Genomic DNA, 23,152 nt, shown 5'->3' with positions numbered 1-23,152 from the left:
AAGTCAAGGTGTGGGAATGGCAAATTCAAAGCCAAATGTTGTGATCGTCGGCGGCGGCATCGGCGGCTTGTTCGCGGCGAATGCGCTCATCGCGCAGGGCGTGAACGTGTCGGTATACGAACAGGCGCCCGCACTCGGCGAAGTCGGCGCCGGAGTCTATCTGACGCCCAACAGCGTGCGTCACCTGGAACGTTTGGGATTTGGTCCCGCCGTCGAAAAATGGGGCGCGCGCGTTGGGCCGAATTCGCATTATTTCCGCGATGACGGCACGTCGATCGCTCCCGTGCAGGTGACGGACTCGTCCGGCTGGAACGCGACCTTCGGCATGCACCGCGCCGATTTCGTCAATTTTCTCGCGGCGGCGTTGCCGAAAAACGCCGTCAACACCGGACATCGCTGCGTGGGCTTCACGCAGGAGGGCGGCAAAGCGCGCGTGACATTCGCGAATGGCGCCAGCACCGAAGCCGACATCGTCATCGGCGCCGACGGCATCCACTCGGAATTGCGCCCGCACGTCTTTCCGCCATCGACGCCGGTCTTCTCGAGCACCTCGGCCTATCGCGGCACCGTGCCGCACGAACGCGTGCCGGACTGGCCGGTCGACCGCTGGCAGATGTGGCTCGGCAAGGGCAAACACTTCCTCGTCTTCCCGCTGCGCGCCGGCAAGCTGATCAATTTTGTCGGCTTCGTGCCGGCGGACCAGGAGATGAAGGAATCGTGGTCGGCACCGGGAGATCCCGACGCGCTGCGTCGCGACTTTGCCGGCTGGGACCCGCGCGTCGAAAAGCTCTTGGCACAGGTCGACAAGACATTTCGCTGGGCGCTCTACGACCGCGAGCCGCTGCCGACCTGGACCAAAGGCCGGCTGACGCTGCTCGGCGATGCCGCCCATCCGATGCTGCCGCATCTCGGCCAGGGCGCGAACCAATCGATCGAGGACGGCATGGCGCTGGCGACGATCCTGGCGCGCAGCGACAGCCAATCCATACCGGCGGCGCTGGAAGCCTATGAGCGGCTGCGGCGCGAGCGCGTTGCGCAGGTGCAGCGCGGCGCGCGCGAGAACGGGCTGCGCTATGACGGCGTGTCGGGTTTCGCCGACCTTGCCAAGCGCGACGCCGAGATCGCCGCGCATGCAAACTTCCGCAAGAAGCTGTACGACTTCGACGTGGTGCCGCAGGCGGAAGAAGCCGCGCTGGCGCTGGCCTCCTAACGGCGTCCAAGCCGGCGCCGGTCCCGTTGCAGCAGGATTATTGAAATGGAGCCGATCCTCCTCGCTCTCGCCGGTTTGATGGGCGCCTGCGGCGTCGTGCTCGCCGCGGCGGGCGCGCACGGCAAGCCAGGGGCCGGCCTCGACAGCGCCGGCTACCTGCTGCTGCTGCATGCCGCCGCCGTGATCGCCGCGGCGGTTGCAGCCCGCGCGGGCCTGCTGGTGCGTCCGATCGCGCTCGTCACCTTGTGCGGCTTCGTCGTCGGCGCCGGGCTGTTCGCGGCGGACGTCGCCGCGCGGGCCTATCTCGGACACCGCTTGTTCCCGATGGCGGCGCCCACCGGCGGCACCATCCTGATCGTGAGCTGGCTGGTGCTGGCGGCGGCGGCGCTGGCGGCGCTGCGATCAAGCTAAGACCCTTTCGCCCCGCCACCGGGATCGTTAAAAGGGCGCACCCGGCCAACCGAGAACCGCCACAAAACCGTCATGAGCACCGATCCGCAAGAACAGGCACGCATCCTGTCCGAGGCGCTGCCGCACATGCAGCAGTACGACGAGGAAATCGTCGTGGTGAAGTACGGCGGCCATGCCATGGGCGAGGAATCGCTTGCGCGCGACTTCGCCAAGGACATCGTGCTGCTCGAGCAGACCGCGATCAATCCCGTGGTCGTGCACGGCGGCGGTCCGCAGATCGCGGCCATGCTCAAGAAGCTCGGCATCAAGTCCGAGTTCGCCGCCGGCCTGCGCATCACCGACGAGGCCACCGTTGAGATCGTCGAGATGGTGCTCGCCGGCTCGATCAACAAGCAGATCGTCAGCCACATCAATGCCGCCGGTGGCAAAGCCGTCGGCCTGTGCGGCAAAGACGGCAACATGGTGCAGGCCAAGAAGGTCACGCGCACCGTGATCGATCCCGATTCCAACATCGAGAAGGTCGTGGACCTCGGCTTCGTCGGCGAACCCGACAAGGTCGACCTCACGATCCTCAACCAGATCATCGGCCGCGAGATGATCCCGGTGCTGGCCCCGGTCGCCACCTCGGCGCAGGGCGGCACCTTCAACGTCAATGCCGATACGTTCGCCGGTGCTATCGCCGGCGCGCTCAAGGCCAAGCGTTTGCTGCTGCTGACCGACGTGCCGGGCGTGCTCGACAAGTCGAAGAAGCTCATCCCGCAACTGTCGATCGCCGACGCGCGCAAACTCATCGCCGACGGCACGATCTCCGGCGGCATGATCCCGAAGGTCGAGACCTGCATCTACGCACTCGACCAGGGCGTCGAGGGCGTGGTGATCATGGACGGCAAGGTCCCGCACGCCGTGCTGCTCGAATTGCTCACCGACCACGGTCTCGGCACGCTGGTGCATCGGTAAATCTGACGCAAACCGTCATTCCGGGCGCCGGCGCTCCCGCCGTCCCGGAATGACAGAGGAGCTGTTTTGAACACCCCTTCCACACCGCGTACGTTCGATCATGTCGAGAGCTGGGTGTTCGATCTCGACAACACGCTCTATCCGCACCACCTCAATCTCTGGCACCAGGTGGACGAGCGCATCCGCTCCTACGTCGCCGACTTCCTGAAGATCTCCAAGGAAGACGCCTTCCGGCTGCAGAAGGATTATTACAAGCGTTACGGCACGACCATGCGCGGCCTGATGGCCGAGCATGGCATGCACCCGGACGATTATCTGGAATACGTGCACCAAATCGACCACTCGCCGCTCACACCCAACCCGCGGCTGGGCGACGCCATCGAAAAGCTGCCGGGGCGCAAGCTCATTCTCACCAACGGCACGCGCAAGCACGCGCAGAACGTACTGAAGCGGCTCGAGATCGATCATCACTTCGAAGACGTGTTCGACATCGCCGCCGCCGATCTTGACCCCAAGCCGCTGCCGCAGGTGTACGAACGCTTCCTCAAGCGCCACGCGGTCGATCCGACCAAAGCCGCAATGTTCGAGGACCTCGCGCGCAACCTCGAAGTGCCGCACCGGCTCGGCATGGCGACCGTGCTGGTGGTGCCGGAAGGTCAGCGCGAGGTGTTCAGGGAGAGCTGGGAGCTCGAGGGGCGCGATGCGCCCCATATCGACTACGTGACCGAGAATATCGTTGTATTTATCGAACGTTTGCTTGCTACTCTACGACTTTAGAATAGATAGAACGCGCGGATTTTTATGACACGCTTGCGTGTCCACACCGCCGTTTGCGCTTGACCGTTCAAGATCGTGCGACAACATTTCAGTCACAAGCGGGGCGCGCTTGAATAAAGCTGGTTGAATGCACGTGGCTGTCGCCTTCGGGCGAGATCAGGCACTGTTCGTCGACAATGCAGCGGCTGTGAAGGCCGAGCTGCGCAGCTTTAGCGCTTATCATCACATGACAGCGCATAGATCGGCGCCAGCCGATCCACGGCACGTCATGACGGTAGTCGCCGCGCACCACGTCAAAAACCAAAAAAACGGCTCAGGAAACGCAAGGAGAAAACAATGCCCAATGGAGTCGCACGCCCCTTAGGCAGCTCGCTCACGCGCGAGCGGTGGACCCAACTCATCGCCGGCGTCATCTGCATGATCATGATCGCCAACCTGCAATACGGTTGGACGTTGTTCGTGCAGCCTATTCAGCAGAGACACGGCTGGTCGGTCGCCAGCATCCAACTCGCTTTCAGCATCTTCGTGGCGCTGGAAACATGGCTGACGCCCCTCGAGGGCTGGATCGTCGATCGGCTCGGCCCTCAAACCGGACCGAAACTGATGGTTGCATTCGGCGGCCTCATGATCGCCGCCGGCTGGATCGTCAACTCCAAAGCCGACACGCTCACCATGCTGTATCTCGGCGCGGTGCTCTCGGGCATCGGCGGCGGCGCGGTCTATGCGACCGGCGTCGGTCAGGCCGTGAAGTGGTTTCCCGATCGCCGCGGCCTCGCCGTCGGACTGACGGCGGCCGGCTTCGGCGCCGGCGCGGCGTTGACTGTCGTGCCGATCCGTTCGGTGATCGCCTCGAGCGGCTACGAGACGGCCTTCTTCTGGTTCGGTCTCGTGCAAGGCGCGGTCGTGTTTCTGCTCGCGTGGCTGCTCCGGGCGCCGCACGCCGAAGAGATCAAGACGATGACGATGCTCGCGCCGCCCAAGGTCGTGCAGTCGAGCAAGAGCTATAAGCCGACGGAAATGCTGAAGACGCCGGTGTTCTGGCTGCTGTACGTAATGTTCGTGCTGGTGTCGGCCAGCGGCCTCATGGCGACGGCGCAGATCGCGCTGATCGCCAAGGACTTCAACGTCGCCAACACCGCGATCCTGTTCGGCGCGACGGCGCTGTCGGTGGCGCTCATCGTCGACAATGTGTGCAACGGCGCGGCACGTCCGCTGTTCGGCTGGATTTCCGACCACATCGGCCGCGAATACACCATGGCCATCGCTTTCGGGCTCGGCGCGGTATCGTATTGGCTGCTCGGCTCGATGGGTACCGCGCCGTGGGCATTCGTCGTCTTCGCCGCGCTGATCTTCCTCACCTGGGGTGAGATATTCAGCCTCTTCCCCTCGACCTGCACCGACAGCTTCGGCCCGAAATTCGCAACCGTGAATCTGAGCCTGCTTTACACGGCCAAAGGCGCCTCGGCGTTTCTCGTGCCCGTCGCCAACATGATCAAGGCCTCGACTGGAGGCTGGCACGCCGTGTTCATCGTCACGGCACTGATGAACCTGATCGTCGTCGGGCTAGCGCTGTTCGTGCTCAAGCCGCTGCGTTCGCGCGTGGCGACGAGCGAGGCGACCAAGCTCGCTCACGCGGTGTGATTACAGCCGGTCATTCCGGGTTCGGCGCTTCGCGCCGTCCCGGAATGACAATGTCAATTAATCGACCCGATGAACTGCGCCAGTTCCGGCGTCTTCGGCGCGGCAAAGACCTCCTTGGGCGGCCCCTGCTCGTGCACCTTGCCGTGGTGCATGAAGACGAGCGAAGTGCCGACATCGCGGGCAAAGCGCATCTCGTGCGTCACCAGGATGAGCGTCATGCCCTCGCGGGCAAGCTGTTCGACGACGCGCAACACTTCGTTGACCAGCTCGGGATCGAGCGCCGAGGTGATTTCGTCGCAGAGCAGCACCTTCGGCCGCATCGCCAGCGCCCGCGCGATGGCGACACGCTGCTGCTGACCGCCGGACAGCTGGCTCGGATAGGAGTCCATCTTATCGGACAGGCCGACCTTGGCCAGCATCTCGGCCGCGAGCGCCCGCACTTCCTTCTTCGGCACTTTGTTCACCACCATCGGCGCCAGCATAACGTTCTCGGCCGCCGTCAGATGCGGGAACAGGTTGAACTGCTGGAAGACCATGCCGACATGGCGACGCAATTCGCGCAATTTGGTGTGCAGGCCGCCGACCTCGATGCCGTCGGCGAGGATGGCCCCAGACTGATAGGTCTCGAGACCATTGACGCAGCGGAGCAGCGTGCTCTTGCCAGAGCCGGAACGGCCGATGATCGCCACCACATCGCCCTTGGCAATCTCCAGCGACACACCCTTGAGCACTTCGAGTTCGCCGAAGCTCTTTCTGACGTCACGGATGCTAACGAGCGACATTGAGGCGTCCTTCCAGGCGCTTGGCGTACCAGGAGAGCGGGAAACACAGGCAGAAATAGATCGCCGCGACCAGCGAGTAGACGAGGAACGGCTTGAACGTCACGTTGTTGAGCATGGTGCCGGCCTTGGTGAGTTCGACGAAGCCGATGATCGAGGCGAGCGCCGTACCCTTGACCACCTGCACCGAGAAACCGACCGTCGGCGCGACCGCGATGCGCACAGCCTGCGGCAGGATCACGTAACGCATCTGCTCGATATAGCTCATGGCGAGCGACGAGGATGCTTCCCACTGCCCCTTTGGGATCGATTCGACGCAGCCGCGCCAGATCTCGGTGAGGAAGGCGCTGGCCCAGAAGGTGAGTGCCAGCCAAGCCGCGAGCCACGGGCTCACTTCGATGCCGAACAAAGCGACACCGAAGAAGAACAGGAAGAGCTGCATCAAGAGCGGCGTGCCCTGGAAGAACTCGATGTAAAGCTTGGTCGGAATTTCGAGCCACGGCACCTGCGACGTGCGCATGAACAACAGGATCAGCCCGACGATGCCGCCACTGACGAAGGCGATGAGCGACAGCGCGATCGTCCAGACCATGGCATCGAGCAGATTGGAGAGGATGTCCCAGAACGTGAAATCATCCATGGCTCAGCCCGCCTTGAACAGCCGACGGCCGAGGCCGCGCAGGATGGCACGGGTCGCGACGGCGAGCAGGAGATAGAGCAGCGCGGCGAGCAAATAGACCTCGAAGGCACGGAAGTTGCGCGACTGCACGAAGTTCGCCGCGAAGGTCAGGTCCGGCGCCGAAATCTGTGACACGACGGCGGAGCCAAGCATCACGATGATGATCTGCGAGGAGAGCGCCGGATAGACCTTGCGGAACGCCTGCTTGAGCACGACGTGGCGCAGCACCTCCCACTTGCTCATGGCCAGGCTGACGCCGGCTTCGACATGTCCCTTCGGCACCGCCTCGATGCCGGCGCGGATGATCTCGGTCGAATAGGCACCAAGATTGATGGCCATGGCGATGAAGGCCGCCGTCGATTCGGGCAGCTTCACGCCAACCGCCGGTAGGCCGAAGAAGATGAAGAAGAGCTGGACGATGAACGGTGTGTTACGGATCAGCTCGACATAGACGACGACGGTGGCACCGAGCCATTTCGGCCCGAAGGTACGGGCCGACGCGCAGGCTGTGCCGACCGCGATGCCCGCAATCGTCGACACGACCGTCAACACGATGGTGAAGATGAGCCCCTGCAGCAGCACGTCCCAGTACGGCAGCAGGTCGCCGAATTGCAGCTTGTAGATCACGGCGAACGCCCCACATTCATGTCGGCCGTCGTGTATGCGGCACTCGGATATGCGCCCTCTCCCCTCGTGGGGAAGGGCAGCTCGGCATCGCAACTGGAAAGAATAGATGAGGGGTTGGGCAGAAACTCCTCACCCATCCGAGCATGGGAACAGCACGGCGATGCCCTCTCCCGCAAGGGGAGAGGGCGCAACGACGACCGCCGTTCAGATGTGGGACGCATCTGCGCCACCAAGCGCGATCAGAAGCCGGCCGGCAGCGGCGCCTTCAGCCACTTCTCCGACAGCTTGGCCAGTTCGCCCGACGCCTTGGCTTTGCCGATGATCTCGTTGACCTTGGCGAGCAGCTTCGGCTCATCCTTGTTGAGACCGACATAGCAAGGGCTATTCTTGACCATGAACTTCATCTCCGGCGCCTGCGCCGGATTGCGCTCGGCGATCACCGCGGCGATGGTGTTGCCGGTGGCGACGAGATCGATCTGGCCGGACATATAGGCCGCGATCGTCGCGTTGTTGTCCTCGAAGCGCTTGATCGTCGTATCTTTCGGAACGGTCGAGGTCAGCTCCTGCTCCTCGATGGTGCCGCGGGCAGCGCCGACCGTCTTGCCGGCAAGATCGGCAAGCACCTTCACATCTGGATATTTGCCCTTCGGGCTGTAGACCGCCGAATAGAACGGCGCATATGGCGCCGAGAAGTCGATCGCCTTCTCACGCTCGGCATTCTTGCCGAGGCTGGAAATGACCAGATCGACCTTCTTGGTCTGGAGATAAGCGATGCGGTTCGCGCTGGTCACCGGCACGAGTTCAGCCTTCACGCCGAGCTCCCTGGCGATCAGATTCGCCATATCGATGTCGTAACCCTGCGGCTTGAGGTCCTTGCCGACAAAGCCGAATGGCGCAAAATCCTGCGGCACCGCGACCTTGATCACCTTGGCCGCCATGATGGAATCGAGGCCATCGGCCTTGGCGACAGACGCAAGAGCAAGCACGGTTAAGGCGGCGACGAGAGCCGACACCGAGCGCAACGAAATCGACATGAAGGAATCTCCGAGGAAGACGGCGACCGGTCGCCGCCGTGAGCATGATTGACGCGGCCTCGGCTCCGCATCATCTGCAATTAATACCACGCGCCAGTTGTGCCCGCATCTGTTTTGATCGGGAATTGAAGCGCTTGGGTACCATTCATTGAGGCACATCAAATTGCGCAGGCATGGGCGGTATGCCCACGCATCTTCGAAGGCCATGGCTTGCGGCATGCGCGCGCATACGTCATCGCACCAAGCGCTTTCACTCAGTTTTTCCAAAGGGTTGCGACTGCAACTGATTTGCCGCGCTGCAACTTTTATGCGCGATGAGCGTTCGCCTCGTCTTTAGAGACCGGCGGTACCCTGTTGGCTTCATTGAACTTTGTACTTAGACGAATCAGCGTGGTGCACGGCGATCGCCGTCTGCATCGGCAAAATCCATATCGCGGGCGCCGTCAGGATGCCACGTCAGGAGGTTTCAAGAATGATCGGGATTGGCGAAAAGCTGCCGACGTTTTCGGTCGTCGGCGTCAAACCAGGATTCATGTTTCATGAAGAGAACGGCCAGTCGGCTTTCGAGCCGCTGACCGAAGCGAGCTTCCCGGGCAAGTGGAAGGTCATCTTCTTCTATCCGAAGGACTTCACCTTCGTGTGCCCGACCGAGATCGCCGAATTCGCCCGTCTCGCCAAGGATTTCGAAGATCGCGACGCCGTTGTGCTCGGCGGTTCGACCGACAACGAATTCGTCAAGCTCGCGTGGCGGCGCGATCACAAGGATCTGCACAAGCTGAAGATCTGGAGCTTTGCCGACACCAACGGCTCGCTCGTCGACGGCCTCGGCGTGCGCTCGCCGGACGGCGTTGCGTTCCGCTATACCTTCATCGTCGATCCGGACAACGTCATCCAGCACGTCTACGCGACCAACCTGAATGTCGGCCGCAATCCGAAGGACACGCTCCGCGTCCTCGACGCGCTGCAGACCGACGAGCTCTGCCCGTGCAACCGCGAGGTTGGCGGCGAGACCCTCAAGGTCGCCTGAGAACACCCGTCCCGGGCGCCGGCCGCCGCGCGCGGCCGGCGTTTTTTCACGATCGCAAGCGCTCAGGACGATCGGCCGGCGCGGCTTGACAGCGCCCCGCCTTCCCCCGACAACCCGCAGCCAAACAGGCTCGGGGAACCCATGTCCAACGACAAGCTTGCAAAGACCATCGACGAGGCCTTCGAAGGCCGCGACAAGATCAGCCCGAAGACCAAAGGCGCCGTGCGTAAAGCGGTCGATACCGCTTTGGACCTGCTCGATTCCGGCAAGGCCCGCGTTGCCGAGCGCCAAGCTGACGGCTCCTGGCACGTCAACCAGTGGCTCAAAAAGGCCGTGCTGCTGTCGTTCCGACTCAACGACATGGCGGTGATCCCCGGCGGCCCCGGCGGCGCCAAGTGGTGGGACAAGGTCGATTCCAAGTTCAAAGGATGGACCGCCGCGCGCTTCAAGAAGGAAGGCTTCCGCGCCGTACCCGGCTCGGTCGTGCGGCACTCCGCCTATGTCGCGCCGGGCGTCGTACTGATGCCGTCCTTCGTCAACCTCGGCGCCTATGTCGACACCGGCACCATGGTCGACACCTGGGCGACGGTCGGCTCCTGCGCACAGATCGGCAAGCACGTGCACCTGTCGGGCGGCGTCGGCATCGGCGGCGTCCTGGAGCCGCTGCAGGCGGGTCCGGTCATCATCGAGGACAACTGCTTCATCGGCGCGCGCTCGGAAGTCGTCGAAGGCGTGATCGTGCGCGAAGGCTCCGTGCTCGGCATGGGCGTCTATCTCGGCCAGTCGACCAAGATCGTCGATCGTGCGACCGGCAAGATTTTCTACGGCGAAGTGCCGCCCTATTCCGTCGTCGTGTCAGGCACCTTGCCGGGCAATGCGATGCCGGGCAGCAATTTCGGACCGAGTCTCTATTGCGCCGTCATCGTCAAGCGCGTGGACGAGAGGACCCGTTCCAAGACCAGCATCAACGAGCTGCTGAGGGACTAGGGCGCATATGTCCGCCGATCCCGTTGCCATCACCCGCGATCTGCTCCGCTGTCCGTCGGTCACGCCGGCGGAAGGTGGCGCGCTGGCGTTCCTTGAGAAGACGCTGAAGGCCGCCGACTTCACCGTGCATCGCATGACGTTCAGCGAACCGGGCACGGACGACGTCGAGAACTTCTACGCGCGCATCGGCACCGAGGCGCCGAACCTCGTCTTCGCCGGACACACCGACGTGGTGCCGCCAGGCGATGAGACGGCGTGGCGGCATGCGCCGTTCTCCGGCGAGATCGATAAAGGCGAATTGTACGGGCGCGGTGCGGTCGACATGAAGGGCGGCATCGGCTGCGCGGTTGCCGCTGTGCTCGATCATCTCGCCGCCAATGGCGGCAAGCCGAAGAAGGGCTCGATCTCATTCCTGATCACGGGCGACGAAGAGAGCATCGCCGTCAACGGCACGCCGAAGCTGCTCACCTGGGTGGCGGAACATGGCGAGACGTTCGACCATTGCATTCTCGGCGAGCCGAGCAATCAGGACGAACTCGGCGACACCATCAAGATCGGCCGGCGCGGCTCGCTCAACGGCACGCTCATCGTGCACGGCAAACAGGGTCACGTCGCCTATCCGCAGCGGGCCGACAATCCCGTCCGCGGCCTCGTCAAGCTGGTCGATGCTATTCAGAACGAACCGCTCGATGCCGGCAACGCCAACTTCCAGCCATCGAACCTCGAGTTCACCTCGATCGACGTCGGCAACAAGACGGTCAATCTCATTCCCGGCGAGGCGCGCGCGCGCTTCAACATCCGCTTCAACGATTGCCATACGCAGGAATCGCTGAGGACGCTGATCGAAGGCCGCGCCGCCAAGGCGTCAGGCGGCAAGATCAACTTCAGCTTCAAATGGGAGCCGTCGAACGCCAATGTGTTCGTGACGCAGCCCGGGCCGTTCACCGAATTGGTGGCAACGGCGGTGGCCGACGTCACCGGCCGCAAGCCGGAGCTGTCGACCACCGGCGGCACGTCGGATGCGCGCTTCATCACCAATTATTGTCCGGTGGTGGAGTTCGGCCTCGTCGGCCAGACGATGCACGCCGTCGACGAGCGCGTGCCGCTCGCCGACCTGCGCGCACTGACCACGATCTATCGCAAGATCATCGACCGGTATTTCGCTTAACCCTCTCCGCGTCCTTCACGGGGAGAGGGTGGCAAGGACTTTTAGGTCCGAGCCGGGGACGGGCTGTGCACGGCCCCCCCGCTGTTATTGCCGGGCTTGACCCGGCAATCCATGAGGCCAGGCCACAAACATCAACCGAATGAGGCCTGCAGCGCGGAAGCTCATCATGGATGCGCGGGTCAAGCCCGCGCATGACGGAGTGCGTGCCTCAACTCTCCAGCTTCGCATCCAGCGTGATCTTGGCGTTGAGTACCTTCGACACTGGGCAGCCGGCTTTGGCCTTGGCGGCGAGCTCCTGGAACGTCTTGTCGTCGACGCCCGGAATCTTCGCCTTGAGCGTCAAATGCACCGCGGTGATGGCGAAACCGTCGTCCTGTTTGGCCAGCGTGACGTCGGCCTGCGTTTCCATCTTCTCGGCGGTCAGCTTCGCTTCGCTCAGGATCAGCGATAGCGCCATCGTGAAGCAGCCGGCATGCGCGGCGCCGATCAGTTCCTCGGGATTGGTGCCGGGTTTGCCCTCGAAGCGGCTGGCGAAGCCATAGGGGTAATCCTTCAACGCGCCGCTCTTGGTTGAGATCGCGCCTTTGCCGTCCTTGAGACCGCCTGACCAAACCGCCGTACCGTAAGTGCTCATCGCCTGCTCCTGGTTGCCCCCCAGGCGCATATAGGCCCCAACGCGGCCGTCGCCAGCCTACCTCTAGGGATAGTCGACCCTCATCAGATAAAGGCCGTCGGGCGGCGCCACTTGGCCGCAGGCGGTGCGATCACGGGCGGCGAGCGCGGCGGACAGATCATCAGCCGTCCATTTGCCGTCGCCGACGGCCGCCAGCGAACCGACCATCGAGCGCACCTGGTTGTGCAGGAACGAGCGCGCCGAGGTGATGACGTGCACGTGCTCGCCGTCACGCACGACATTAAGCTCGTCGAGCGTCTTCACCGGCGACTTGGCCTGGCATTCGGTCGAGCGAAAGGTCGTGAAGTCGTGCTTGCCCACCAGCCGCTGCGCCGCCTCGTGCATGGCATCGACATCGAGCGGGCGCGGAATCCGCCAGGCATGGCCGGCATCGAGCGTGAGATCGGCGCGGCGATTGATGATGCGATAGAGATAGTGCCGCTTCACGGCCGACATACGCGCGTTGAAATCGTCACCGACACGTTCGGCCGACAACACCGCCACCGGATCTGGCCGCAGGTGCGCATTGAGTGCATCGCGCACCGTATCGGTCGGCCACTCGCGCGCCAGATCGACATGCGCCACCTGCCCGCGCGCATGCACGCCGGCATCGGTGCGGCCCGCGCCTTGCACCAACACTTTCTCGCCGGTGAGCCGCTCGACCGCCGCCGTCAGCGCGCCCTGCACCGACACCTGGTCGGCCTGGATCTGCCAACCGCGGAAGGGCGCGCCATCATATTCGATGATCAACTTGTAGCGGGCCACGATTGATTCACCTCAAATCCGCCGTCCGGCGGGCTTCCTATAGTCGGCGGTAAGGAAAGCGGGCTTCGTCATGCGCGACGCATTCAAACGGCAGATCATCGATCTCCTCAACCAACACCGCATCATGACCATTGCGACGAACCGGCACGACGGCTGGCCGCAGGCGACGGTCGTCGGCTACGCCAATGACGGGCTCATCGTTTACTGCCTCATTTCCAGCGACAGCCAGAAATTCTCCAATATCAAGCGCGACCCGCGGGTGTCGCTGGCCATCGCCAACGACTATCCGCAGCCGCTGCAGATCAAGGGTTTATCGATTGCCGCCAACGCCGTCGAGGTCACCGACCAGGGCGAGCGCGACCACGTGGCCGAAATCCTGCTCAAGCGCTATCCCGAATACAAGGTGATGCCGCGCCCCGACCCGGCCGCCGTGCCGACCATCCGCCTCACGCCGGCGGTTGTGTCGGTCCTCGACTATTCGAAAGGCTTCGGCCACACCGACCTGGTGAAGGTCACCGACGCCGATCTCGCCGAATTCGTCGAGGCGCGTAAGCACCATTGGGCCAGCTTTCACGCGGCCTGACACTTAGGAAAGAGCGGTCCCCCGCTCGACTTTCGTGCCGCGCAGGAAATCGTCCGCGCTCATCGGCTGTTTGCCGGCGCGCTGGACCTGCACGAGCCGCACGGCGCCGTCGCCGCAGGCAATGGCGAGACGGTCGTCGAGCGCGGTGCCCGGCGCACCAGTCCCCTCGCCCCGGGTCGAGCGCAACACTTTCACCCGCACGCCATTGAACTCGAACCATGCGCCTGGGAACGGTGACAGACCACGGATGTGGTTGTGCACTTCGGCCCAAGGCCGCGTCCAATCGATGCGGGTCTCGTCCTTGCGGATCTTCTCGGCGTAAGTCACGCCGGCCTCGGGCTGCGGCGTCAGCGTCAACGTGCCGCGCTCGAGGGCGCCCAGCGCACGCGTCATCAGGTCGGCGCCGAGCGGCGCCAGCGCGTCGTGCAGCTCGCCGGCGGTCATATCCGCGCCGATCGGCAAGCGATCGATCATCGCCATCGCGCCGGTGTCGAGGCCCTCGTCCATCCGCATGATGGTGACGCCGCTCTCGGCATCGCCGGCCATCACCGCACGGTTGATCGGCGCAGCGCCGCGCCAGCGCGGCAACAGCGAGGCATGCACGTTGAAGCAACCGAGCTTCGGCGCGTCGAGGACGGCCTTCGGCAGGATGAGGCCGTAGGCGACCACCACCGCCGCATCCGCATCATGCGCGCGGAACGCCTCTTGCGCCTCTTCGATCCGCAACGTTTTCGGCGTGAACACCGGCAGACCGAGACGACGCGCCTCACGCTCGACCGGCGTCACCTGCATGTCCATGCCGCGGCCCGCCGGCTTCGGCGCGCGCGTATAGACCGCGGCGATCTCATGTCCGCGCGCGGCAAGCTCGATCAAGGTCGGCACGGCGAAATCGGGCGTGCCCATGAAGATCAGACGGAGAGGCATTCAGGACGACCAATGAATGGACAGAATAACATCGGCGAAGCGCGCTCCAACCCCTCCCCGTCATCCTGAGGTGCGAGCGTGCGTAGCACGCGAGCCTCGAAGGATGAACGGCCGAGGAACTAGGGCCGTCGCCCTTCGAGGCCCGCCTTCGGCGGGCACCTCAGGGTGACGGAGAGAGACAGTCGCTAGCCGATATGATGCTCCGGCACGTCGTCGCTCGGATGCGGCTTCGACGTCTCGCCGAGCTTGGCGGCCTTCTTGAACTTCTTGATCACGCGGTCGCGCTTAAGCTTGGAGATGTGATCGATGAACAGCACGCCGTTGATGTGATCGATCTCGTGTTGCAGGCAGGTCGCGAGCAGTCCATCGGCCTCGATCTCGTGCTCCTGACCCTCGAGGTCGAGATACTTGACCTTCACCTTCGCCGGCCGCTCGACCTCTTCATAATATTCGGGGATCGACAGGCAGCCCTCGTCGTAGGTCGACTTCTCTTCCGAGGACCACGTGATCACCGGATTGATGAAGACCTGCGGCGCCGGCGGATCGTCCTTCTTGGCGAGGTCCATGGTGACCACGCGCTGCGGTACCCCGATCTGGATGGCGGCCAAGCCAATGCCCGGCGCGGCGTACATGGTCTCGAACATGTCGTCGACCAAAGTGCGCACGGATGTGTCGATGGCTTTGACCGGCTCGGACACGAGCCGAAGCCGCTTGTCGGGGATGATGACGATGTCGCGCGTTGCCATGGCCGCGATGTAAGGGGTTGAGTCGAAAGGGTCAATGGAACCGGCATGGAACCGGCTGCAGGGCCTTGAGTGAGGCCATCCGAGACTTTAATGTTCCCCATTCGTTCCATTCGACCGAATCGGGGTACAAGGGACCCATGCCTGAAACGCTCCAGCAGCTCCTCGCTCTTCCGGTGCCCCTGCCGCTGATTTTCGGCATTGTCACGACGATCGGCATTATCGGCATCATCGTCATCCTGCTGCGGCCGCGGCCGCCCGCGACCGACGCGGCCGCCGAGCAGCGCATGGCCGATCTCAATGCCCGGGTGCAGGCCATGGGCGAACTGCTCGCCAAGGCGCAAGGCCAGCTTCAACAGACGGTGCACGAGCGGCTCGACGCCGTCACGGCGCGGCTCGGCGAGTCGATGCAGACCTCGACCAAGCACACGGCCGAGCACCTGCAGCAACTGCACGCGCGCCTCGCGGTCATCGACAACGCGCAGAAGAACATCACCGACCTCGCCACGCAGGTGACGTCGCTGCAGAACGTGCTGTCGAACAAGCAGTCGCGCGGCGCGTTCGGCCAAGCCCAGCTCGAAGCCATCGTCGCCGACATCCTGCCGAAAGGCGCGTTCGAGTTTCAGTACACTCTGTCGAACCGCATGCGGCCGGACTGCGTGATTTTCATGCCCGACTCCGGCCCGCTGGTGATCGACGCCAAATTCCCGCTCGAGGCGATGACCGCGTTCCGCGACGCGCAGACGGAGGATGACCGCAAGGCGGCGATCCAGCGCGTACGCCAGGATATCGCCAAGCACATCACCGATATCGCCGGCAAATATCTGCTGCCCGGCGAGACGCAGGACATCGCCTTGATGTTCATCCCGTCGGAGTCCGTTTATGCCGAGTTGCATGAGCGCTTCGACGACATGGTGCAACGCGCGCAGCGCGCCCGCGTGATGATCGTGTCGCCGACACTGATGGTGATGGCGATCCAGGTCATCAAGCAGGTGCGCAAGGACGCGCAGATGCGCGAAGCCGCCGACCAGATCCGCAACGAGGTCGGCCACATGATGAAGGACGTGCGCCTGCTCGGCGAGCGCGTGCGCAAGCTGCAGACGCATCTTGGCCAGACCACGACCGACGTGGAGTCGATCCTCACCTCCGCCGGACGCATCGAGAAGCGCGCCGCCCGCATTGAGGACCTGGAATTCGACGGTGACAGCGGCGGTGCGGAAGTAATCCCGGCGCCGATCCGCTCGCTCGGGGCGGCGGAGTAGGCACACCCCGTCATGGGCCGGGCTTGTCACCCCAAGTCGGGTTTACCCGACTTGGGAAGCAAATAGGTGATGCAACTCGGGCGAGCCCGAGTTGCAAGCGCTATCCACGACCTGTTTATAGGTGGAAAGAAGACGTGGATGCCCGGCACAAGGCCGGGCATGACGTGGAGAGGGATTCGCCATGACCGCCACGCCCGAGACGGCCGCGCCAGCCACCACCCCCACCTTCCTCGAGACCGTCGCGGTCTACTTCAAGCCGCGCGTCCTGATCGTCCTGTTCCTGGGTTTCTCGGCCGGCCTGCCGCTGGCGCTGTCCGGCTCGACCTTGCTGTTCTGGGCGGCGGAGGTCGGGGTCAATCTCAAGACCATCGGCCTCTTCGCGTTGGTCGGCACGCCCTACACCATCAAGTTTCTCTGGGCGCCGATCGTCGATGCGCTCGACGTGCCGATCCTCGCCCGATGGCTCGGCCGGCGGCGCGCCTGGCTGTTGCTGACGCAGCTCCTGCTGATGGTGGCGATCCTGTTTCTCGGCGCCAACGATCCGGCCACCGCGCCGGCCGTCGTGGCACTCGGCGCGCTGATGGTCGCCACCGCCTCCGCGACGCAGGACATCGTCATCGACGCCTTCCGCATCGAGAGCCTCGACGAGAACGAACAGGCTGCCGGCATGGCGTCGTATGTCGCCGCCTATCGTGTCGGCATGCTCGCCTCGAGCGCGGGCGCGCTCTACGTCGTCAGCGGCTTCGAAGCGCTTGGCTTCACCAAATCCGGCGCCTGGAGTGCGGGCTATGCGGCGATGGCCGCCTTGGTTCTCGTCGGCATGTTGACGACGCTCGTCGCCACCGAGCCGGAGAAGTCCGCAAAGGCCGAAGCGATTCACGGGCGTGAAACACCGGTGGCACGACTCAAGCGTACCATCTCCGGCGCGTTCGTCGATTTCTTCACCTATGATGGCGTGCTCGTCGCCATCGTCGTGCTCGTCTTCGTCGTGCTGTTCAAGTTCACTGACGCGCTCGCCGGCGTGATGACCGGCCCGTTCGCGGTCGATCTCGGCTTCTCGCGCACCGAGTACGCCAACATCGTCAAAGGTGTCGGCCTGATCGCGCTGCTCGCGGGCGGCTTTGCCGGCGGCTACATCGCAAGAGCCTTGCCCCTCGCCGCCAGCCTTTGGATCGGCGGCATTCTCCAATCGGTCGCGAATCTCGCCTTCTCGTGGCTTGCCGTGATGGGCCACGATCTCATGTGGCTCACCGTCGCCATCACCGTCGAGAACTTCACCAGCGCCATCGGCACGGTGATGTTCGTCGCTTATCTCTCGGCCTTGTGCCGCAATCCGCTGCACACGGCGACGCAATATGCGCTGCTCACGGCGCTCGCCGCGGTTGGCCGAACATATCTGTCGGCAGGCGCCGGCTACGTTGCCGATGCCACCGGCTGGATGTGGTTCTTCGTCATCTGCGCGCTGGCCGGCTTGCCCAGCCTGTTGCTGCTCTGGTGGCTGCAAACGAAAGGCCACTTCGCCAAATTGGCGCCAAAGAAATCATAGCAACGCCGCAGTTCCGGCACGGGCGCAACCTCCACGTATCGGAACGATGCCCATGGCGCTGCGTTGGCCCTTCGATCTCGGACAGGGACGGAGGCTCACATGCAGGCGAAACGCACAACTCGATTGATGGCGTGTGTGCTGGTAAACGGCGCGGCCTTATACGCGTCGACAGCGTCGGCGGATTGGCACAGCCCGTATTTCAACCGCGAAACGCACGACAGTTGGACGAACGCAGAATACAACGATGGCGTCTGTCACTATCGCTATTCACGTGACGCCGATGACGGCGAGACGCACGTGAACCGTTGGGGCGATTGCTCGCACGTCGCGATCGCACCGGATGGCAGCGCGGTGCCGATCGTCGCGCCGGTTTATGCGGTTCCGGTTCCCGACGACGACGATTAGTTCGCCGTTGGAGCGTATCTCGTTGAGCTGTAATCGACTCACATTCCGGTCGCCCCCGCGAAAACGGGGCCAAGGGCCAGAAGCACTGATATTCAAACGCCGCGTTGGATTCCCGCTTTCGCGGGAATGAACGGAGAGTGTTTCAACCTGACCAGAAACCGCTTTAGAACAGCGTACGCTGCTTGATAGCGGCGGCGAGCGTGCCTTCGTCGAGATAGTCGAGTTCGCCGCCGACAGGCACGCCGTGCGCAAGCCGCGTCACCTTGACATCGGCGTCCTGCAGGAGCTCGGTGATGTAGTGCGCGGTGGTCTGGCCGTCGACGGTGGCGTTGAGCGCCAGGATCACTTCCTTGATCGGCTCGTCATGCACGCGTGAGATCAGCGCGTCGATGGTCAGGTCCTGCGGGCCGACACCGTCGAGCGGCGACAAGGTGCCCCCGAGCACGTGATAACGCGAGTTGACCGCATGCGCGCGCTCGAGCGCCCACAGATCGGCGACGTCGGCGACCACGACGATCATGGACGGATCGCGCCGCACGTCGGTGCACACCGTGCACGGGTTCTGGGTGTCGAGATTCCCGCAGGTCTTACAGACCTGCACCTTGTCCATGGCCGTCTGAAGCGCCGCCGTCAGCGGCGCCATCAGCGCTTCGCGCTTCTTGATGAGATGCAGCGCCGCGCGCCGCGCCGACCGGGGACCTAAGCCCGGCAGGCGCGCCAGCAGCTGAATCAGGCGCTCGATCTCAGGTCCGGCAACGGCAGTGGCCATGAACTTACGTACGTCCCTCGCCACTTGCCGCAGCATGCTCCCTCCCCCCTTGCGGGGGAGGGTTGGGGAGGGGGGTAGACGTGAGTGGCGCACATTGCAGCCACCCCCCTCCCTGTCCCTCCCCCGCAAGGGGGGAGGGAACGCTAGAACCGCGAAGCCAACGCATTGGCACGCGCTCACAAATCAAATGCGATTACCCAAACGGATTGAGCCCCGGCGGCAGCGGCAGGCCGCCGGTCAATCCCTTCATCTTGTCCTGCATCACCTCTTCCGCTTTGCGGCGGGCGTCGGCATGCGCGGCGATGAGCAAGTCCTCCAACACTTCCTTCTCGGAGGCCTGCATCAGCGAATCGTCGATCTTGATGCCCTTGAGGTCACCCTTGGCGGTGAGCGTCACGCTCACCATGCCGCCGCCGGCGGTGCCTTCGACCTGGACGGAATCGAGCTCGGCCTGCAACGCCTGCATCTTGGATTGCAGTTCGCCTGCTTTTTTCATCAGCCCGAGGAAATCGACCATGGGTTAGTCCTCGTCGTCTTCGTTCAATTCGGGTTCCGGCGGGACGTCGACCGCTTCGGGTGCGGCCTGGGTCACGCCGACGATCTTTGCGCCGGGAAAGCGCGACAACACCGCCTGCACCAACGGATCGGCCTGCACGCCGCGTTCGACCTCGGCGCGCTGCTCTTCCTGCTTCTCGCGCAACGTCTGCGCGCCCTGCTCCTTCGACACCACCACGATCCAGCGCTTGCCGGTCCAGGTGGTCAGCTTGCGCTGGAATTCGTGCACGAAGGTGCGGGGCGCCGATGCTTCGAGCGCGATCTCGAGCTGGCCGTCCTCGTAACGCACGAGGCGCACATCGCGCTCCAACGTCATGCGCGTCGCGATGTCGCGTTTCTCGGCAACGAAAGCCACAAGCTGCTCGAAGGTGGTGAGCGCAACCGTCGGCGGCGCCTGCTCGTGGGCCACCGGGTCTTCGGCCGAGCGCGGCGAAACGGCGGCCGAGCCGCGCGCGACGGCGCGGGGTGCGAAGCCCTGCGATGCGGAAACGCCGGCGCCGCCCCCGCCGCCACCGTTGCCGGACGGCCGCGGCGCCGGCAGCGCGCTTTCGCCATTGAGCGACCGGATGACTTCGTCCGGCGTCGGCAGATCGGCGGCGTAAGCGATGCGCACCAGCACCATCTCGGCGGCGGCCACCGGCCGGCCGGAGGCCTGCACTTCGGATACGCCCTTGAGCAACATCTGCCACGTGCGCGACAGCACGCGCATCGACAGCTTGCTCGCGAAATCGCGGCCGCGCGTACGCTCGGCTTCCGACAGCGACACATCGTCGGCAACGGACGGCACCACCTTCACGCGCGTGACGAAATGCGTGAACTCGGCAAGGTCGGACAACACCACGGCCGGATCGGCGCCGATGTCGTATTGCGCGCGCAACTCGGTGAGCGCGGCGGCAATATCACCCTTCATCAGATGCTCGAACAGATCGACCACGCGCACGCGATCGGCGAGGCCAAGCATCTGCCGCACGTCTTCGGCGCGCACCGCGCCCGCTGCATGCGCGATCGCCTGATCGAGCAGCGACAGGCTGTCGCGCACCGAACCCTCAGCCGCCCGCGCGACCAGCGCCAGCGCCGCCTCCTCGATCTCGACGCCTTCCTTGGCGGCGATGCCGGCGAGATGCTTGACCAGGACCGCGCCTTCGACACGGCGCAGATCGAAGCGCTGACAGCGCGACAGCACCGTCACCGGCACTTTGCGGATTTCGGTGGTGGCGAAGATGAACTTGGCGTGCGGCGGCGGCTCTTCCAGCGTCTTCAGGAGCGCGTTGAACGCCGCGCCGGAGAGCATATGAACTTCGTCGAGGATGTAGACCTTGTAGCGGGCCGACACCGGGGCGTAGCGCACCGCGTCGTTGATCTGCCGCACATCGTCGACCGAGTTGTGCGAGGCGGCGTCCATCTCCAGGACGTCGATGTGCCGGCTTTCGATGATCGCCTGGCAGTGCACGCCCATGGTGGGCATGTGAATGGTCGGGCCGGTGATCGAGCCGTCCGGCAATTCGTAATTGAGCGCACGCGCCAGGATGCGCGCGGTGGTGGTCTTGCCGACACCGCGCACGCCGGTGAGGATCCAGGCCTGCGGAATGCGGCCGGTCTCGAACGCATTCGAGACCGTGCGCACCATCGGCTCCTGGCCGATCAGATCGTCGAAACTCGCCGGCCGGTATTTGCGCGCGAGAACGCGATAGCCGCCCGCCGGCTCGGCCGGGGCGGAACCAGGACCGGCCGGGGTCGCGGGCTCGCTCATACAGTCTATTCTCGCAAGAATAAGCCGCGGGGGCCACCCGCCGCCGCGCGGCGGGAGGCGTCACGCCCAACAAATCGTGGAAAATGGGTGGGAGGCTGACAACGACCCGAACCGGGCTCGTTAGGGCTGCTTCCTTCCGGACCTGACCCGGTTGGCGAGTGGCTCGTCCACCGCCAACCTCCCGCGCCCTATATCGGGCCTTGAGGCGGAGAAAGCAAGCGAGAGGACAGGTTAGCGGGGAGGCGCCCCGCCCCGCTGTCATTGCCGGGCTTGACCCGGCAATCCATGATGCCTCACCAAGCAACGGCCCTTACATCGGCTTTCTTTGCTGCGCTTCATCGTGCATGCCCGGGTCAAACCCGGGCATGCCGCCGTATTTTTGGCAGCTCTTCAACAGATAACCCGCACCTTCTCCCTATGACGCCCCTCTTCTCCCTCCACCCGCAACTGGCCGCCGACACCACGCCGGTCGGCGACTTGCCGTTGTCACGCGTGCTGCTGGCGAACGACGCCAATTACCCGTGGCTTATCCTGGTGCCGAAGCGGCCCGGCCTCACCGAAATCTTCGACCTGCCGGAGGCGGAGCAGGAACGCCTCCTCGGCGAAATCAGACACGCCGCGAGCGCCCTCAAGAGCGTCACCCGCTGCGACAAGCTCAACATCGCCGCCATCGGCAATGTCGTGTCGCAGTTGCACATCCATGTCGTCGCGCGGCGCAGGAATGACCCGGCCTGGCCGAAGCCCGTCTGGGGCGCGGTGCCGGCCACCGCCTATGCGCCGGACATACGCGATCGGCTCATTGCAGACCTGCGCAACGTCTTACCGCTCAGCCCCTGACAATGCCGTGAGCACGGCCCACATTGCCTTCGTTGAGTCCCCGTGCGAATTTCCAGCGCAATGCCACCCCGCCACGATCTCGGTCCCAAATCGCGCCTCGGCTACACCGCCAGCCAGCTCGCTCGTGCCGCCGAGCTTCGGCACGACGACGCGGCGATCGGATCGCTTGCCGCCGACTCTCGCGCCGGCTTCTATGTCATGGGTGGCGAGTCGATCGTGCTGAAGAAGGGCTCGCCCCTTAACGAGGCGCTGTTCAGCGCCACGGAAGCACGTGCGGTCGGCCCCGCGCTGGAAACGGTGTTTCTGGGGTTGCTCGACGGCGCGCCGCGCTTCGGCATCGGCCTGCCGTCGCAGACCGTCGACACGCTGAAGGAGCGCGACGACCTCCTGGTCATCGACCTGCGCTCGATCGCCGTACAGGGGCTCACCGACGCGGAGCACCTGCCTCCGATTGCCGAGGCGAAGGCGATCCTGCACTGGCATGCGCGCCGCCGCTTCTGTTCGAATTGCGGCGCACCGACGCAGGTCGTCGAGGCAGGTTGGCGGCGCGATTGCCCCAATTGCCACATGCAGCACTTCCCGCGCACCGATCCGGTGGTCATCATGTTGACGGTCGACGGCGATAATTGCCTGCTCGGCCGGTCGCCCCGCTTCGCCCCGACCATGTGGTCGTGCCTCGCGGGCTTCATCGAGCCGGGCGAGTCGATCGAGGACGCCGTGCGGCGCGAAACGCTCGAGGAGGCCGGCATCGTCTGCGGCCGCGTCGCATACATCGCCTCGCAGCCCTGGCCCTTCCCGTCCTCGCTGATGATCGGCTGCCATGCCGAAGCGGTGACGCGCGACATTGTGGTCGATCGCACGGAACTGGAAGACGCGCGATGGTTTAGCAAGGACGAGGTGGCGGCGATGCTCTTGGGCCAGCACCCTCAAGGCTTGACCACGCCGCCGCCGGTGGCGATCGCGCACCACATCGTGCGCGCTTGGGTGGAGGACGAGATCGGCTTTGACTGAGCCCCCCAGAAGACACGCCAGGATCCTGTGCG

General features: G+C 64.3%; 25 protein-coding genes and 1 other RNA gene. 14 read left to right on the top strand and 12 right to left on the bottom strand.

What is annotated here, in order from left to right; genetic code table 11:
• The first annotated feature begins 16 nt into the window (after positions 1-16).
• The 5 genes from DW352_RS21270 to oxlT all read left to right on the top strand — a co-directional run bounded on the left by DW352_RS21270 (position 17) and on the right by oxlT (position 4,996).
• Complete coding sequence (locus DW352_RS21270; RefSeq protein WP_115693208.1) at positions 17-1,210, top strand: FAD-dependent monooxygenase; 1,194 nt, start codon at positions 17-19, stop codon at positions 1,208-1,210.
• A 45-nt stretch (positions 1,211-1,255) separates the two neighbouring features.
• The gene (locus DW352_RS21265; protein WP_115693207.1) at positions 1,256-1,621 is read left to right on the top strand and encodes a DUF423 domain-containing protein; all 366 of its coding nucleotides are present in this window, start codon (positions 1,256-1,258) and stop codon (positions 1,619-1,621) included.
• Between the two features lie 72 nt (positions 1,622-1,693).
• Positions 1,694-2,578: an acetylglutamate kinase gene (gene argB / locus DW352_RS21260; RefSeq protein ID WP_115693206.1), complete on the top strand. Its 885-nt coding sequence runs from the start codon at positions 1,694-1,696 to the stop codon at positions 2,576-2,578.
• A gap of 66 nt (positions 2,579-2,644) precedes the next feature.
• Positions 2,645-3,355, top strand: a complete 711-nt coding sequence (locus DW352_RS21255) for a pyrimidine 5'-nucleotidase (protein WP_115693205.1) — start codon at positions 2,645-2,647, stop codon at positions 3,353-3,355.
• Between the two features lie 336 nt (positions 3,356-3,691).
• Positions 3,692-4,996, top strand: coding sequence for an oxalate/formate MFS antiporter (gene oxlT, locus DW352_RS21250; RefSeq protein ID WP_115693204.1), 1,305 nt, complete (start codon positions 3,692-3,694; stop codon positions 4,994-4,996).
• A 53-nt stretch (positions 4,997-5,049) separates the two neighbouring features.
• Here oxlT and DW352_RS21245 read toward each other — a convergent pair whose 3' ends face one another.
• The 4 genes from DW352_RS21245 to DW352_RS21230 form a co-directional block, all read right to left on the bottom strand.
• Positions 5,050-5,778: an amino acid ABC transporter ATP-binding protein gene (locus DW352_RS21245; protein WP_115693203.1), complete on the bottom strand. Its 729-nt coding sequence runs from the start codon at positions 5,776-5,778 to the stop codon at positions 5,050-5,052.
• A complete protein-coding gene (locus DW352_RS21240) occupies positions 5,765-6,415 on the bottom strand; it encodes an amino acid ABC transporter permease (protein ID WP_115693202.1) in 651 nt (216 codons plus the stop codon). Before DW352_RS21240 ends, DW352_RS21245 begins: the two co-directional genes overlap by 14 nt.
• A gap of 3 nt (positions 6,416-6,418) precedes the next feature.
• Positions 6,419-7,081, bottom strand: a complete 663-nt coding sequence (locus DW352_RS21235) for an amino acid ABC transporter permease (protein ID WP_115693201.1) — start codon at positions 7,079-7,081, stop codon at positions 6,419-6,421.
• 239 nt (positions 7,082-7,320) lie between these two features.
• The gene (locus DW352_RS21230) at positions 7,321-8,115 is read right to left on the bottom strand and encodes a transporter substrate-binding domain-containing protein (protein ID WP_115693200.1); all 795 of its coding nucleotides are present in this window, start codon (positions 8,113-8,115) and stop codon (positions 7,321-7,323) included.
• 472 nt (positions 8,116-8,587) lie between these two features.
• On the opposite strand from DW352_RS21230, the gene DW352_RS21225 reads away from it, so the two are divergent.
• The 3 genes from DW352_RS21225 to dapE all read left to right on the top strand — a co-directional run bounded on the left by DW352_RS21225 (position 8,588) and on the right by dapE (position 11,297).
• Positions 8,588-9,142 carry a peroxiredoxin gene (locus tag DW352_RS21225; protein WP_115693199.1) on the top strand — a complete coding sequence of 185 codons (555 nt, stop codon included), beginning with the start codon at positions 8,588-8,590 and terminating at the stop codon, positions 9,140-9,142.
• Positions 9,143-9,283: 141 nt separating this feature from the next.
• Positions 9,284-10,129: a 2,3,4,5-tetrahydropyridine-2,6-dicarboxylate N-succinyltransferase gene (dapD, locus tag DW352_RS21220; RefSeq protein WP_115693198.1), complete on the top strand. Its 846-nt coding sequence runs from the start codon at positions 9,284-9,286 to the stop codon at positions 10,127-10,129.
• 7 nt (positions 10,130-10,136) lie between these two features.
• Complete coding sequence (gene dapE, locus DW352_RS21215) at positions 10,137-11,297, top strand: succinyl-diaminopimelate desuccinylase (protein WP_115693197.1); 1,161 nt, start codon at positions 10,137-10,139, stop codon at positions 11,295-11,297.
• Positions 11,298-11,505: 208 nt separating this feature from the next.
• Here dapE and DW352_RS21210 read toward each other — a convergent pair whose 3' ends face one another.
• Both DW352_RS21210 and truA read right to left on the bottom strand, forming a co-directional pair.
• The gene (locus tag DW352_RS21210; protein WP_115694538.1) at positions 11,506-11,931 is read right to left on the bottom strand and encodes an OsmC family protein; all 426 of its coding nucleotides are present in this window, start codon (positions 11,929-11,931) and stop codon (positions 11,506-11,508) included.
• A 63-nt stretch (positions 11,932-11,994) separates the two neighbouring features.
• Entirely contained in the window at positions 11,995-12,735 is a 741-nt protein-coding gene (truA, locus tag DW352_RS21205) for a tRNA pseudouridine(38-40) synthase TruA (protein WP_115693196.1), read from the bottom strand.
• A 70-nt stretch (positions 12,736-12,805) separates the two neighbouring features.
• Here truA and DW352_RS21200 point away from each other — a divergent pair, with 70 nt between their 5' ends.
• Complete coding sequence (locus tag DW352_RS21200; RefSeq protein ID WP_115693195.1) at positions 12,806-13,318, top strand: pyridoxamine 5'-phosphate oxidase family protein; 513 nt, start codon at positions 12,806-12,808, stop codon at positions 13,316-13,318.
• 3 nt (positions 13,319-13,321) lie between these two features.
• Here the strand turns inward: DW352_RS21200 and fmt are convergent, their stop codons facing one another.
• Together fmt and DW352_RS21190 are read right to left on the bottom strand one after the other, a co-directional pair.
• Positions 13,322-14,242 (bottom strand): methionyl-tRNA formyltransferase, encoded by a 921-nt coding sequence (gene fmt, locus DW352_RS21195; protein WP_115693194.1) that lies wholly within the window; start codon positions 14,240-14,242, stop codon positions 13,322-13,324.
• 185 nt (positions 14,243-14,427) lie between these two features.
• Positions 14,428-14,988 carry a peptide deformylase gene (locus DW352_RS21190; RefSeq protein ID WP_115693193.1) on the bottom strand — a complete coding sequence of 187 codons (561 nt, stop codon included), beginning with the start codon at positions 14,986-14,988 and terminating at the stop codon, positions 14,428-14,430.
• Between the two features lie 137 nt (positions 14,989-15,125).
• Between DW352_RS21190 and DW352_RS21185 the strand changes: the two genes are divergently transcribed.
• The 3 genes from DW352_RS21185 to DW352_RS21175 all read left to right on the top strand — a co-directional run bounded on the left by DW352_RS21185 (position 15,126) and on the right by DW352_RS21175 (position 18,198).
• Complete coding sequence (locus DW352_RS21185) at positions 15,126-16,247, top strand: DNA recombination protein RmuC (protein ID WP_115693192.1); 1,122 nt, start codon at positions 15,126-15,128, stop codon at positions 16,245-16,247.
• A gap of 181 nt (positions 16,248-16,428) precedes the next feature.
• A complete protein-coding gene (locus tag DW352_RS21180; protein ID WP_115693191.1) occupies positions 16,429-17,793 on the top strand; it encodes an AmpG family muropeptide MFS transporter in 1,365 nt (454 codons plus the stop codon).
• A 99-nt stretch (positions 17,794-17,892) separates the two neighbouring features.
• Positions 17,893-18,198, top strand: coding sequence for a hypothetical protein (locus DW352_RS21175; RefSeq protein ID WP_162827101.1), 306 nt, complete (start codon positions 17,893-17,895; stop codon positions 18,196-18,198).
• A gap of 163 nt (positions 18,199-18,361) precedes the next feature.
• Here the strand turns inward: DW352_RS21175 and recR are convergent, their stop codons facing one another.
• From recR to ffs, 4 genes are all read right to left on the bottom strand, one after another.
• Complete coding sequence (gene recR, locus DW352_RS21170; RefSeq protein WP_115693189.1) at positions 18,362-18,967, bottom strand: recombination mediator RecR; 606 nt, start codon at positions 18,965-18,967, stop codon at positions 18,362-18,364.
• Positions 18,968-19,160: 193 nt separating this feature from the next.
• The gene (locus DW352_RS21165; RefSeq protein WP_115693188.1) at positions 19,161-19,484 is read right to left on the bottom strand and encodes a YbaB/EbfC family nucleoid-associated protein; all 324 of its coding nucleotides are present in this window, start codon (positions 19,482-19,484) and stop codon (positions 19,161-19,163) included.
• Positions 19,485-19,487: 3 nt separating this feature from the next.
• Entirely contained in the window at positions 19,488-21,272 is a 1,785-nt protein-coding gene (locus DW352_RS21160) for a DNA polymerase III subunit gamma/tau (RefSeq protein ID WP_115693187.1), read from the bottom strand.
• Positions 21,273-21,359: 87 nt separating this feature from the next.
• An RNA gene (ffs, locus tag DW352_RS21155) (signal recognition particle sRNA small type) lies at positions 21,360-21,454 on the bottom strand.
• A gap of 235 nt (positions 21,455-21,689) precedes the next feature.
• Here ffs and DW352_RS21150 point away from each other — a divergent pair.
• Positions 21,690-22,109, top strand: a complete 420-nt coding sequence (locus DW352_RS21150; protein WP_115693186.1) for an HIT domain-containing protein — start codon at positions 21,690-21,692, stop codon at positions 22,107-22,109.
• Between the two features lie 60 nt (positions 22,110-22,169).
• Positions 22,170-23,120, top strand: a complete 951-nt coding sequence (nudC, locus tag DW352_RS21145; protein ID WP_115693185.1) for an NAD(+) diphosphatase — start codon at positions 22,170-22,172, stop codon at positions 23,118-23,120.
• Positions 23,121-23,152: the final 32 nt, after the last annotated feature.

Origin of the sequence: Pseudolabrys taiwanensis, assembly GCF_003367395.1 — a bacterium.
GTDB lineage: Bacteria > Pseudomonadota > Alphaproteobacteria > Rhizobiales > Xanthobacteraceae > Pseudolabrys > Pseudolabrys taiwanensis.
Note: the sequence above shows the minus strand (reverse complement) of the source record. Positions and strands in the feature narration are given on the sequence as shown.